Origin of the sequence: Daejeonella rubra, assembly GCF_900103545.1 — a bacterium.
GTDB lineage: Bacteria > Bacteroidota > Bacteroidia > Sphingobacteriales > Sphingobacteriaceae > Daejeonella > Daejeonella rubra.
The window spans coordinates 19,999-33,767 of the sequence record NZ_FNHH01000031.1 but is presented as its reverse complement, the minus strand read 5'-3'; the positions used below and the strand labels follow the sequence as shown (position 1 = coordinate 33,767).

15 protein-coding genes are annotated in these 13,769 nt (G+C 40.6%); all 15 read right to left on the bottom strand.

What is annotated here, in order from left to right; genetic code table 11:
• Positions 1-16 precede the first annotated feature (16 nt).
• The gene (locus BLR27_RS16145) at positions 17-1,576 is read right to left on the bottom strand and encodes a Fic family protein (RefSeq protein ID WP_090706600.1); all 1,560 of its coding nucleotides are present in this window, start codon (positions 1,574-1,576) and stop codon (positions 17-19) included.
• A 480-nt stretch (positions 1,577-2,056) separates the two neighbouring features.
• The gene (locus BLR27_RS16140) at positions 2,057-3,085 is read right to left on the bottom strand and encodes a hypothetical protein (RefSeq protein WP_090706599.1); all 1,029 of its coding nucleotides are present in this window, start codon (positions 3,083-3,085) and stop codon (positions 2,057-2,059) included.
• A gap of 11 nt (positions 3,086-3,096) precedes the next feature.
• Positions 3,097-3,882: a DUF4138 domain-containing protein gene (locus tag BLR27_RS16135; protein WP_090706597.1), complete on the bottom strand. Its 786-nt coding sequence runs from the start codon at positions 3,880-3,882 to the stop codon at positions 3,097-3,099.
• A gap of 11 nt (positions 3,883-3,893) precedes the next feature.
• Positions 3,894-5,054, bottom strand: a complete 1,161-nt coding sequence (gene traM / locus BLR27_RS16130) for a conjugative transposon protein TraM (RefSeq protein WP_090706595.1) — start codon at positions 5,052-5,054, stop codon at positions 3,894-3,896.
• 38 nt (positions 5,055-5,092) lie between these two features.
• Positions 5,093-5,317, bottom strand: coding sequence for a hypothetical protein (locus BLR27_RS16125; protein WP_090706594.1), 225 nt, complete (start codon positions 5,315-5,317; stop codon positions 5,093-5,095).
• Between the two features lie 2 nt (positions 5,318-5,319).
• A complete protein-coding gene (gene traK / locus BLR27_RS16120; protein WP_090706592.1) occupies positions 5,320-5,937 on the bottom strand; it encodes a conjugative transposon protein TraK in 618 nt (205 codons plus the stop codon).
• A 41-nt stretch (positions 5,938-5,978) separates the two neighbouring features.
• Positions 5,979-7,193, bottom strand: coding sequence for a conjugative transposon protein TraJ (gene traJ, locus BLR27_RS16115; protein ID WP_090706591.1), 1,215 nt, complete (start codon positions 7,191-7,193; stop codon positions 5,979-5,981).
• Positions 7,194-7,204: 11 nt separating this feature from the next.
• Positions 7,205-7,834, bottom strand: a complete 630-nt coding sequence (locus BLR27_RS16110; protein ID WP_090706589.1) for a hypothetical protein — start codon at positions 7,832-7,834, stop codon at positions 7,205-7,207.
• Positions 7,835-7,847: 13 nt separating this feature from the next.
• Complete coding sequence (locus BLR27_RS16105) at positions 7,848-8,474, bottom strand: hypothetical protein (RefSeq protein WP_090706587.1); 627 nt, start codon at positions 8,472-8,474, stop codon at positions 7,848-7,850.
• Position 8,475: 1 nt separating this feature from the next.
• Entirely contained in the window at positions 8,476-9,168 is a 693-nt protein-coding gene (locus BLR27_RS16100) for a conjugal transfer protein TraI (protein WP_090706585.1), read from the bottom strand.
• A 19-nt stretch (positions 9,169-9,187) separates the two neighbouring features.
• The gene (locus tag BLR27_RS16095) at positions 9,188-11,683 is read right to left on the bottom strand and encodes a TraG family conjugative transposon ATPase (RefSeq protein ID WP_090706583.1); all 2,496 of its coding nucleotides are present in this window, start codon (positions 11,681-11,683) and stop codon (positions 9,188-9,190) included.
• Positions 11,684-11,691: 8 nt separating this feature from the next.
• Complete coding sequence (locus BLR27_RS16090; RefSeq protein WP_090706581.1) at positions 11,692-12,009, bottom strand: DUF4133 domain-containing protein; 318 nt, start codon at positions 12,007-12,009, stop codon at positions 11,692-11,694.
• 1 nt (position 12,010) lies between these two features.
• Positions 12,011-12,277: a DUF4134 domain-containing protein gene (locus BLR27_RS16085; protein WP_407641207.1), complete on the bottom strand. Its 267-nt coding sequence runs from the start codon at positions 12,275-12,277 to the stop codon at positions 12,011-12,013.
• 79 nt (positions 12,278-12,356) lie between these two features.
• The gene (locus BLR27_RS16080) at positions 12,357-12,620 is read right to left on the bottom strand and encodes a hypothetical protein (RefSeq protein ID WP_090706580.1); all 264 of its coding nucleotides are present in this window, start codon (positions 12,618-12,620) and stop codon (positions 12,357-12,359) included.
• 116 nt (positions 12,621-12,736) lie between these two features.
• Positions 12,737-13,594 (bottom strand): RteC domain-containing protein, encoded by an 858-nt coding sequence (locus BLR27_RS16075; protein ID WP_090706578.1) that lies wholly within the window; start codon positions 13,592-13,594, stop codon positions 12,737-12,739.
• Positions 13,595-13,769 lie beyond the last annotated feature (175 nt).

The window sequence follows — 13,769 nt, the reverse complement described above, 5'->3', positions numbered from 1 at the left end:
GTTAAACGATCAAGATCTATTTAATATTTTCCAAAGTCGCTGCCGGCTTTCCGTCCATGCCAAGTTGCACCAACTCTGCTATAAATTTTGCAAATGGGGTTATATCGCCTGTCACGCTTGCCGTTTCCAGGCAACTCATATACTCCGCCCGTTTTTCGACAGGTATTACTGTCCAGGGATAGCCGCCGGAAGCAAGCATCACGTTCATCATAAACCTGCCGATCCTGCCGTTTCCATCCATATAGGGATGGATATTAACAAACACAAAATGACCCAAAACGGCACGTACCGATGCCTCAGGCTCGCTGGCCAAAAGTTCGAACAACAATGGCATAGCATCTCTCAATGCAGGTACATTTAACGGAACATGCTTGGACCCGCCTATATACACTTGGTGTGTCCTGTAACCGGCCAGATCGCCGGCCTTTAATATGCCAGCAGTTACACTCGGGCCGAACAATTCCCGATACCAGTCCTGGTGTTCCTCGTCTGCTATCGTTCCGGCATTTGCGCCATCTAATATTTTATGGATACTCTCTTTGACGACCTGAAATGCCTGCCAGTAACCGCGTGCCGCCATCGCATCTTTTTGCTGACGATCATCCTTGTTCCCTTCACTATTCCACTGCCCGCTTCGAACCCTTTCGATCAGCTCAGGCGTAACCCGATATCTTTCTATGGACAGTGAGTGATAGGCATCGGTTACATAAACCTCTTCGACCGCTTTAAGATAAGTGTCTTTATCCTGAGGTATACCGGGTGCCCTTGGGGATACCTCGATCACCCCGTTGCGCATGGTGTTCCACATTAGCCTTATTCTATTCGCATAAGGAGACCTTTCTTTGAATGACAGGCCCACATCTATCTTTGTTTCAAATGGATCGGTCTCCCTTATATCGTAATCAGCCGCCTTCATCGCTTTTAGAATATCATTGGCGATCCTGTCGCGGCCAATATTCCGGAAAGCGCCGCATAGTCTTCCGGCGATAGTAGTGTGTCCTCCGTTCAACAGGATGGTCAAAACTTCGGATGAATCGCCAATCAGTGCCAATGCGGCCCGTGCGTCTGTCGGGCTTTGTGTAAATATGGATTGACCACAAAACACCAGTGCGGCAGGCAGTGTATATAACATGATACCGTTCTGCTTTTCCCTAAGATCAGCTGCCGGCAGTTCCCCCCTCATATGGAACAGCGAAGTATGATGGGGCAGATCTGTTTTGAAGTTGGACGCCTCAGGTGCCCGGATCACCAACTGAGCCGGCACTGTTTGGTTTCCGGAATGGAGTTGTAAAGAATGGTCAGCGGAAACGATATAACTATTGCCGTACTTTTCGCTAATGTAGCGGCTGCAAAAATCCCAATAGTTAGCATACCAGGATGTGCTATCCCCGGGCCTTTCATCGGGATGTGATGGTATGTACCAACCTTTAAGTACCTCCTTCAGGAACCCGTTCTTTGTTAAGCGCTGCCTGTAAACCGTACTGATATCATCGGTATGGATCGCTACCATGCCTTTATTTTGTAGCGCGTGTAGTGTGTCTAACGCATCCGCCAATTTCTCTGCTGGTGTTGCCATAGCTGTGTTTAGTTTAATTCTGAAGATGAATTCCCCGCGTAAATAACCGTGTTATTTTCATAATAATCAATAGTACGAAAATTATAATAATCAAACGTATTAAAATTATAATAATCAAACGTGTAAAAATTATAATAATCAAACGTGTAAAAACTATAATGATCGAACGTATTATTTATATAATAATGAAACGTGCTCGAATCATTAAGTTAAGGAATTTAGGATCCCACCATTAAACATGGCATATTTTTCCTTAAAATGATTATATTATAGTAAGGACAAAATAAAGCAACAATGGAAAACACAACCTATCCGTGCCGACCTTAACTTCCGTTTCTTCAGTTTTTTCTAGATTGAGTCCCGTTCGTTTTTCCTCCAAAACTACGTTATAATCATCTGTGCAGAAACGAGCAGTATCTAGGAAAAGCGTATAGATCTGAAATAAAGAGGCCCGCAACGCGGGCCATCTCTTAAAGAACTCTAAACAGATAATTTCCGCTTTCTTGCTTGCTTTTGCTTCGGCTGACCATCTTCAGCATCCTTTTTCTGCTCCTGCTTCTTAGCAGGCTTCTGTCCTTCTCCTACCCCTTTATTTACCTTAAAATCCTGAATGTTTTGTCTTCTGACCGTATGCATCTTCTGGTCATACACGTTAATATTCTTAAATTGGGGGACGGCCTCAATATAATATTTCACCTCCTTACCATCTTTACTAACGGTTACCTGCTGTGCGTTGCCTTTTTCAAGGGAGCTAAGCAGTTGTTTTTTCTGCTCCGGGTCACTAAGCTCTTTGATCGGAAAGTTAGCCAGTGTTTTATCAAGGTTAAAACCATATTGATCGCTGAACTGCTTGATCTTATAATTGCCGTGCTGGTCACTATTTTCGAAATCCAGCTTTAACCAGGCATTATACTTTTCTCCCTCTTTATTAACCATCTCCTTAAATACCGAACGCCCTTCAAGCAGGTTGAATGATTCCTTAGCGGTTATGCCATGGCCCTTGTTCACATAAAATCCCTGTATTTTATCCAGCTCCGGCTTACCATTCTGCAAGGCTGCATCGTAGCGGTTAAAGAAATACATATCCGACTGGCTGGACTTTTTAAAATGAAGTGTATAATCCATTTTATTATTAAAATGGGGGATCTCGACCTTCAATTGAAATTCAGCCTTTTCGTCCTTGATGTTTTTTTCCAAAGCTTCATTCAGCTTGTCACCGAAACCAAAATACTTTAAATTGGTTTGCAGGTATTCTAAATTTTGTGTGTTCATATTGCTTTTGTTAATTGTTTCTAAAAAAATTCTTATAGATTCAGTTACCATCCTGTCAAAATCGGAGGTATTATCATGAGCATATTGCTTTGCGCCAGGTGGATCTTTAAAACAGTGTAATTCATTGGAATTTTTAATAACAGAGCCGGCTTCATATACAAGCCACTTTTTACCTGATGTTAATTCCTTATCCAGGAAATCGAAAACTTCTGCTTCTTTCTCTTTTATAATTTCCATATAAACAAGTTTTACTTAATTTTCCTGGCGTTTTCGATATCCTTTTGTTTTACCTTTAAATACAAATGCCGCCCACCATTTTTTTCGTATACTTCAACAAAAAGTGCTTTATCCCTGGTTATGGGGAATTTATTAAAAGCAAAAACAAAGGTTTCGCTACTCTTTCCTTCTATACCCGGAGCATCTAATCCATAAGAGCCAACCGGATATATTTCCTGTTCCTGTGTAACTGTTCGTTTAGCTCGTGTTAGGTCACGGACATAAAACCTGATAAAATCGATATCATAGCTGATATTGGAGCGGTTGCTTAACCTGATCTTATAAAAAAGCGTATTCCCTGAAATAGCGATGTTTCCTAAAGCTGATTTCATCTTGCTGTTTTTATCATGTGTAACCCGATTAAACTTCTTGTTTTTCGCGATACGCTGGCTGATAGATTCAATTGCGTTTACTTTCACCGGTATCGCTTTTTCCTCCGGTCGTGGACTTTCAGAAATCCTGATCAGCTTGCCTGCTCTACCATAAGAATAAGAGATAGGAAAATGATAGACTATTCCGTCGAGATCGACCACTTCAAGAATACGTTCAGTTAATCCAGTTTTGATAGCCTTTAGCGCAAGAGTATGATCATTCGTCATATTGGCTGCGATTCCGTCCGTACTTACAGGGTTTCGGATTCCTGTAGGGAATTCAATTGCAGTCGTTTTATCATGGCTAACGAAGATCGTATCCTGAGCGAATACGGATGCCTGCATTAACAAAATGTAAAGCAGTGTTGTTAATTTTAATGGTTTCATGATCTTGATGTTTAATTATTCTTTTGATTATTATCTCTGAGTAAAAGCTGGTATCCGGCCTTCACTTTCACCTTAACCTGCTTCGCTTTTCTGCTGAATAAGCCTTTGGCTGCCTGAATACCTGCCCCGGCTACCTGCGCCGAAACAGAAGGGTCCATCGTCATGATCTGCAAACTTTGAATGGCATCATCCACACCGCTTTTAGCAGCATCTCTTGTTATTGCCCCTGGTATATATAAGCCTTCCAGGCCATCCATATCATAAGCAGAAAGGGCTACGGGTAGAATAGAATTACGATGGCGAAGTGTAGCAATTTCGATTTTCAGGCGTTCAGCATCAACCGAGGCGATACCATAAACAAATTCATTTTTTGGAATGAGCGTTCCATTGACATAAATACTATCCAGCAAGCGAAGTTTTACCACCGAACCAGATACAATTTCCTGATCCTGATGAATAACAGCTTGTATGGCATTGGCAACATAATCCGACTGCTTACTGTTTGTGTCCTTTGCCACAGAGAACAGGCTTTGCTTAGTTTCCTTACCGTCTGCCAGATGTACAGCGTATGCTCCCTCTGCGTTATTTAGAGATGCTTCTTTTTGTTTTTCCCTTGCCCTTCCGGGATGCTGAATATCCAGTACCTTTTCGAGTAAGGTATTCAGTTGTCGCATTTCCGGATCATCCCCGTTTCCACTTTGCATGTTTTGCATCAGATCCTCAAGCCGGTTTACATCTGTGCCCATGTTCCCGGAATAACCATTAGTTCTGCTTCTCCCGGAGGAGTAGGGGCTACCTTCTGAGGTTTGCCTGTTTATTTCAGAATTGATCTGAGCCAGCTTCTCATTAATACGATCTTCATTAGGATCGGTCAGTCCTTCCCCGCTTTCCGAAAAAGCAAGCTGGCTGTAGATGCCATTGGTTTCCTGCGTATCCTTTGCCGAAGACTCATAAATGCTGAACTTATCCTGTTTTTCATCCGGGTTAAACTTTGCTTGCGGCAATTCAGTATTGAAACCTTTCTGTGCATCCTGAACGGCGGTCAGATTACGGTTTCCTTTGCCTCCGCCTAATGCCCAGAATGCCATGGTCAGAAAGGGTAATACCAAAAGCGGCAGTACCATTAAAAACTTTCTGTTTCTTAAAAATTCTGCTGAATGTTGTTTTTTCATAACGCCTCCTTAGCTTTTTAAAGCTTGTTTTAAATTGTTTAATTAATTGATTTAAGAATGATATACAGGCTGATACCTCCAAATACTGCGCAGATGCTTATCAGAATCCCTTTCTTCTGATCCTGTGAAAAATGAACAGCTTTTGAGTTTAAATAATTAGCTATAAAAACCTGTAGTCTGATGATGCGCTTAGCAATCCGCATGGCTAAAACATCCTGATTAAAGTCCTTTTCGTGTTTATTCTTTCTTTTGATTAAAAACATGGCTATTGATTTTGCAAAGTGGTATCCCTGTTACTGATGGTCTTCCACCGTTCGATTAGAAAGCCATGCGGGTTATTGTCTGATCGGCTGACGTTGCGCAAAAACCCTTCAGTTATTAAGGTCCTGTTTGCTGTTGATGTTGCCCTAATCAATTTTTGCGTTGCAAAACACCGGAAGAAATAGGGGTACTGATTGATGTCCAACTCGACACTATCTACATTGATTTCCTGGCTGATGTTGGCAGCTATCAGGTTTGAATAATAGCCGTTCTCCTTCAGGTTATCATATTGAGACTTAGCTGACCGGTCAGCTAAATACAGCGCCTTACTTACATTAGCCTGGATTACCTTATCATCAGGGTCTAAGCCAAAGAAATACTGATGGAAGGTTTTGACGTGATCTTTGGCTTCAACCTGTATGTTATCCTTACGACCTGCAGAAAAAGCTTCCAGAGCTTTACCATTTGCCAGAATATAAATCCTGTTTTGTGCGGCTTCTGTTGCCCGATAGCTTTTTACCAGCGCGAATAAGGAAATCACTATACATGCCACTATCATGATAATGCTGAAAGCCTTGATATGCTTAAAAGCGGTGTCTATATTTTTGAGTTGATGGAACATGTTTTGAGATTTTAGATTTGAGACATGAGATTTGAGATTGATCAGGACTTGCCGGAAAGCCTTTCCTCCTGATGACTAGATGAACTTTCTTTGCCATTATTGAAGTAGCCGGAAGAGTTTGCAAATCCAGACATTCCCTGAGTCATTCTTCCTCTCTGATCACCTAATGCATCTGCCATCATTCCTGATTTTGAAGCCCCGGAAGAAATCAACCCATTAGAGGAATTGCTAACTATGGTATTTACTTTTTGAAGCAGGGCATTTCCTCCACCCGCGTGAACAATGTAATTGGCAACTCCGGGAACTGTGAAATAGCCTACAATTCCAATGACCATAAATATGAGATAGGCTGTGTCAGTAGAACTGAAAAATGTGTCACCTGCGCTTTGCACTTGCGATATATCCAGTTTCAGCATATTCTCCTGAATTTTTCCTAGAATTGAACCGAAAATATTAGCTACCGGCAGCCATAGAAACACGTTTACGTATCGTGCAATCCAAACAGTAAGAGTATGTTGAAAGCCGTCGAATACGGCAAAGCCAAATACCAATGGCCCCAGAATAGCCAGAACTACCAAATAAAAGGTTCGGATGGTATTGATACATAAAGCGGCCGCTTCATAAAGTACCTGTAATACTTCGCTCATCCATTGTTTAATGGTGTTCCGGAAATTGTAACTCTGTTTATCCATCCAGAATTTCACATCATTTCCGAGGCTTTCGAATGTGCCTTCTCCTGAACCTATAGCATCTTTTGGGTGGGTATACTTGTACCATTTATCGCGATCACCACTACCGTTCTCGCCTACATACATTTGCCAGACTTTTGAATCTTTTACAGCTTCTGCCTTTTTCTTTAATAAAGCTGCAATCGCCTTATTGGAATCCTTCACCATTCCGCCTGTAGCGCTTACAATAGGTTGTAATACGCCATTCATCAGTGCTAATACGGCAGGAAAAAGAAGTATGGCCATGCCTAAAGCAAAGGGGCGTAACAAGGGGTAGAAGTCAATCGGTTCTGCCGCTGCTATCTGCCTCCAAACCCGTGCGGCTATGTACCATAATGCTGCAAAACCCGCTATCCCTCTTGCTACCCCAATTAGTTTGCTGCAAAGCGGGATCATGTCTTTATAAACCTGATCCAGCACAGATTGAAGGCCCTGAACATCGGTCGCTAAGCCCTGCGCCTTTGAAATTTCGGGAAAGAGTATCCCCGCAACCATCAGAATGACGGCTAAAATTTTAAGTTTTCTCATGATTCTTTGTTTTACTGGTTTCCCTGATAAAGTTGCTGCATGGTTGCAACATCCTGTTTTTCCCTGCTACGCTGAATGGCCAGGAGATTTGCCTGTTTATTAAAATCTCTCAGGAATTGAAGCTTGTCTTCGGTATCTGCAAAAATCCGGTCAATGGCCTGCAAGCGTTCATCATCACTCATACTCAGCTTTGAAGAAGTTATGACGGTTGCCAATTCATCCAGGTTCTGGATACTTTTATTGAAAAGCTGTCCATAAATCTCCCCCAGATATTCAATTTCATCCGGGCTAAAACTTCCGTTCTGCTTGAAACGGATAAAAGCAGATTTGTATTCCCTGACGATATTTTTCTGATAGCTGATGATATCAACTACCCTTTTGTAATTTTTGATTGCAGGATTAACAGCCATCAATCCATCTATAAAGGCTTCATGCAAATTGAAGTTACCTTGTGAAATATCCTTAATGGCAGTATAGCCTTTGCTAACTATCTTATAGCCTTTTTTCATATCCGAAAGGATATTTTTAAGCTGATTAAGCTTTTCGTAATTCAGCAGCAATTGCTGTATTTCTGTAGACTGAGCCCTCGAAAAGGTGGTAGTCCCAATCAGCATGACTATTATTATCCAAAATGCTTTCATAATCTTCTTTTAATTAGTTGATACCATAATGCTTTTTCGACGCTTCGTTATTTCTTTCTTCCTGTTCTTTTTGGAGGCTAAGCGTCTTGACCTGGTTTGAAAAGGATTGAGTGAACTGATATTTATCCTTCATGCTTTCATATACTTTATCCAGGCGGTTAATCCGTTCATCGTCTTTCATTTCCAGTTTGCCCTGAGTAATTACCAGGAGTAATTCTTCCATATCCTGTTCACATTCTTTCATAACTTTTAACCTAACCTGCCGGATATAGCTTTTGTCGGATGCTGGCAGTTCGGTTCTACTGTTAAGAGTAAGCAGACCTTTTGAAATAGTCACTTGCCAGGCAATCACCTGGGCTATTTTACTATTACCGGCAATAGCAGGATTAATCATTTTCAAAGACGTAAAAAAGGACTGGTGTAAATCAAATTCACCCTTTGAGATATCCTTAATAGAATTAATACCCTTATTTGCTATGTCGTATCCCTTTTTCAGGTAACCAGCGTACAATTTCATAGCTGCAATTTGCTGGATGAGATATTTCTTTTGGGTTTCCTTCTGCTTAAAGACCTCATTCCATGTCTGTGCCCTGGTTACAGTAGCCGTCATGGTGATCAGTATAATTAATAAGGTTTTCATATTAATTGGCGGTTTGAAGGTCGTAGAGTTTTTGAACGTTCCGAATCTCTTGCTGACCTTTTGAACGCTGTACGCTCATCAGAATATTCTGATTATTGAATTGCTTTAGGTCAGAATAATTTTCATCAATACGGTCAGCAGCTGAATTGATGATTTCCAGCCGTTTAGAATCACTCATCTGCGTTCTGAAGGAATTAACTACCAATAAAATTTCATCGAGGTTTTTTGCACTTTCTTTGAGTATCCCGCTATACACGTTGTACATATAGTCCAGTTCCTGAGGCTTAAAATTCTTGTCCTGTTTGGCCAGGTTCCATGCCTTTTTATATTCCTCTACAAGGAACACTTGCTTCGTTGTGATTTCTTTAATTCGATTATAGTAAGTAATGGCCGCTTTAACCTTCCATAGTTCTGAATAATACTTGCTGTATAGTTCTTTTTGCTTTTCCGTCCAGTCCGATATTTCGGTAAGCTTTATCTTAGAAAGCTGATTTTCCATAACCTTCTGCGCATTTTGTAGCCAGATGGTTTCGTTCTGCATCCGCTGGATCTTCAGGTCCACTGCCTTAATTACTTTCTTTACTCCGGCTTTAATCACTTCCAGCACGGCAACCTGTGCATTAGCATGTTCAAGCGGTAATGATACCATCAGCACAATCAGGCTGGTTGGCATTAAAATCATAAACTTTTTCATAGCACTCCTTTCATTTAAGTTATTTAACTATTGATTCCTTATTTTCTCTTGAGAGCATGGCAATGCCATTTTGGATACTGCCATATTTCTTTGTGTATTGTTGGACTTTTATCTTTTCTGTTTCTTCTGTGGTATAGGCCAGATACTCCTCGGGACTTACTTCAGTCCGGTAAACCTTGCTTAACTGACCACCCAGGCTAATGAATACTTCTTTATATTTCAGATTGGGATCGTTTGCCTTGTTGACAGATAAGATTTGCACTTTTTCCTTTTCTGTTAACCCCAGTAGGTCCTGAATAACATCGAACTTGTTTTGGTATTTTGATTGATCTAAGAGGATTTTGCAATCGGAATTATTGATAATCGTTTCCTTCACTACGGGCGAGCTGATTATGTCTTCAATTTCTTGTGTTACGATTACAGCTTCACCAAAAAACTTTCTGACTGTCTTGAAGAGATATTTGATGTATTCTGCCATACCTTCTTTGGCTATGGCTTTCCAGGCCTCTTCTATCAGGATCATTTTTCGGATACCTTTCAATTTCCTCATTTTGCTGATAAAAGTTTCCATGATAATGAGCGTAACTACAGGGAATAGGATAGGATGGTCTTTAATATTATCCAGTTCAAAGACTATAAAGCGTTCATTTAACAGTTCCAGATTTTCTGTCGCATTCAGCAAATAGCCAAATTCTCCATCCTTATAAAATGGCTTTAAGACGTAAAGCAGATTATCCAGATCAAAATGCTTTTCCTTTACATTATCTGCTTTGAGTTCTGCTGCAAATTCATTTTTCAGGTAATCATAAAACGTATTGAAACAGGGGAACAAATCAGGGTTTTGCAAAAGCTTTTCATAATACCCTTGAAGCGCAATAGATAAAGCAACATACTCCGGTCTTTCCAGGACTTCATCTTCCTTTTTCCAAAGAGCCAGTATCAGACTTTTCAAACTTTCCTTTTTTTCGGTATCCAGTATGTCTCCTTTGCTTATATAGAAAGGATTGAAGCGGATAGGGTTAGTTTCATCGTAAGTGAAATAATAACCGCCAACCAGTTCACATAAGCCTTTATAACTGTGGCCAACATCAACCAGCAAAATATGGGTTCCCTGTTCGTAATAACTTCTGACCATGTGATTGGTAAAAAAAGATTTTCCAGAACCAGAAGGTCCAAGAATGAATTTATTACGGTTGGTACAGATCCCCAGTTTCATCGGTTCGTCTGACAGATCCACATGAATGGGCTTACCGGTTAACCGGTCGCCCAAACGGATTCCTATTGGGCTGATAGATGACCGGTAACTGGTTTCCAGATTCAGGAAGCAGCAGGCTTGTTCTGCGAACGTATCGAAGGTATCGTTCATTGGAAAATCAGCTTCATTTCCCGGCAATCCTGCCCACCATATTTGCGGTGCGCCATCTGTTTCCTGCTTCGGACTGGCATCCATTTGAGCCAATGCGGACGATATGAGTGTTTTCAGTTCTTTTTTATGCTCCGGATTGTCTGTCCACGCAAGTATGTTGAAATGGGCTTTTACTGGTAACCGCTGCTGACTGATCGCTTCGTTCAGAAAATCATGTGTGGCATCGCGACTGATTGCATTTTCACGTGAATAAGCAGAAAGCGATTGCAAACGAAGGCGCTTAGATTCCAGTTGCTTCAGGGTCTTTGCAGCATCATCAATAAAAATGTATTGATTAAAGATGTGGTTGCAGTTCAAGATTTGTCCAAGGGGTGAAGCAAAACCGGTGCTGCACTTGGTACGATCTGTACTATATTTATCGTAATTAATCCGTGAACCACACAATGCTGGCAGGTATTCTGTTTCGGAAAGACTATATAACTGGCAATATTGGTTACCAATTTTTAGTTCATCTTTCAGCTGAATATCCCGGAGGATAGGTCTTTCTGCTTCGTCCAAAAGAAAACAGTAACGCTCCAGTAAACCTGTTTTTTGCTGATTTCCGGCAAGCTCGTCTTCGCTGAGCCTTTTCAATTTTACAAAGCTGCTGTCCTGCAATATTCTTTCAAACTGATTGGCTTTATCTGCAAAATCATCAATAAAGCCTTGCTTCAAAACTTGCTGAGGGACAATTGATTTTCTGAACAGGCCTGAATAGGCTGAACTGGAAGTGCGCCTTCCTTGTGGTTTCTTGGTCAAAAAGATATAGCATTGGTGTTTTAAATACGGTCTTTCATTAAAGAAGCGCTCGCTGGCCCCTGATAAAAAGCCTGTTGCTGAATTACCTAATTGAGCTTTGCTGTTAAAATCAGCCTGATAAGTATCTTCTATGTACCAATCCTGTTTATGAAAGCAGCTATGCTGGGGAAGTACCCGGATCGCTTTGATCCAAGCCTGGTGAAAGGCTTCATATTCGTTATCAGATAGCGTAAATATTTCAGGGAGCGTTACTTCATAAGCAATGGTTATATCCCCGAACATCGAAAGAATGGAGTTCTTTTCGACCTTATAAATAGGCAGCATTTTCTCTATTTCTATTGCATTTGCCATAATTCCTCCTATTTTTTTAAGTGAATGAATATTTTTCTGGACCGGAATTTTATAGAGTGGGGGATGTACCGTTTAGCTGCCTTTTTCAATAGACCATATTGACCATACTTGTTGTTCAGATAATACACGATCATAAACAAGGCAGTTCCGGCAGCTACAATTATAAACAGGCAGATAAACAGGTTAATCCCGATAATGTACATGGATGCGAAAAGTATCAGTAACAACACCAGGCCACCTGCCAGATAAGCAATGTATTGAGCTTTCAGTCCTTTGAATTCAATCGGCTTGTTGATACCCTTGTTAATGTGATACACGCTGGCCATCCTAAATCCCGAAAAATGACTCCAATACGGTTGCTACAATGACCAGGAAGACACAACTTCCAAACCATGCAGATGCAACCTTGCCTGTATCATGGTCGCCGCTGTTCCACTTCTGATAGACTTTTATGGCTCCCACCAAACCACTAACGGCGCCTATAGCATACATCAGGTTAGTGCCTGTCTGGAAGTAGCCTTTTACTTTATTGGTCGCTTCATTGATTCCGGCATTGCCGTCTTGTGCGTAAAGAGTTACGGTTATAAGCAACATCGCTACAATTGAAGCTAGAGTGGCCAATGACCTGCTATGTAGCCTGACAAAATTTGATATAGTTTTCATACAATTTGCTTTAGTTTTCATTTTCCTCAGTAGCATCACTGAACCGCAGATCTTCAGATAAGAGTAGGGGTGGGGTTGATTCCTGGTTAATATCCCCAAGGATGGGATGTTGATTCAAGTGTGATGGTTCAGGGGTAGTTTGCTGACTGGTGCTGCGATGAAAAAGTGCAATCAGCTCAATACGATAATAGAAGAACAGAATTATCGCATAATATACTATTCCCATGGTAGCGATGATCAGCAGATACTGCTGCCAGTTGATGGATGTTAACATATTCCTTCATTTAAATCTTACTGCTTTATTGCTGTAAGTGAAGGCAAATGTGGGGTTACTGGAAATCTAGAATTCACACCTTATACATGAGGTAGGTGTTTTATTTATAGCCTCTGTTAATTAAACCCAATTCTACGCTGTCTGGGCTCTTTTAATTCGAATTTGTCATCCATTCTTCGCAGCAGGCTATTTTTCAGTTTATCAATGAACACGGTACGTTCCTTTTTTCTGTTGGTTATGTCGGTGTATTTATGATAATAATGGTTTAGATCAATTTGGAAGACATTCTGAAAATACATAACCAGGTTCTTAATATCTATATTACCATTATTAAATGCTCCGGCTTCTACAAGGGCGTAAATCAGTTCAACAAGGTCTGTCTGATTACTGGTCCAAACAATTTGTGCTTCATTGACAGGTGCAGCGTCTCTATCAAGTCTGCCAAGTTGTACATTAAGGTATTCCTGAAATTTCTCGTTGGCAATGATTTTTGAGAGTTTATAATCATGACTGGTTGAAAACATTTCATCGCCCTGAAAGTCCTCCAACTCGGCATAAACATCAAAACCGCCCCTTGTGAAATATAGGTGATCCAGCTCATTACCACCGGAACGGTAATATTGATAAAATGCCTGATTATGATCGAAGAAGCGTTTTAAATCAGCTAATTCAGAATTAATATACTCCTTAACAGTATCATCACTTCCGGTTGGCTTCTTAATCTGGAAGTTATAAATGCTGATATAGTAGATGAGTTTGCTGTAAAATGGGGGTTTCATTTGTCTGAAAAAATAAACCTCGTCCTCAATGTTTTCAATTAAATAGCTCGAAACGTAATTTCTCAGCTTAGACATTGCTTTCTTGCAAAGTTTAATCGCGGCTTTTAATTGATCACATTCCGATCCTTGATTTAGGGAAACCCCATTTAATTGATTTTCCAGTGCCTGGTATAAGCGTTCAGTAAATGACTTCATAGGTTTTAGTTTTACTAATATTTCTGCTCGGCCTGTTAAAGGCTATACTTGTTACACTTTAGCAGAAATTGAGTATCTGTTTTACCATATGTTGTCTTTTTTAAAGCTAATGACTTTAGATTATGCCTAAATATAATTGCACAAACCGAAATTGAGGTTTTTTGCAACGCGAAAG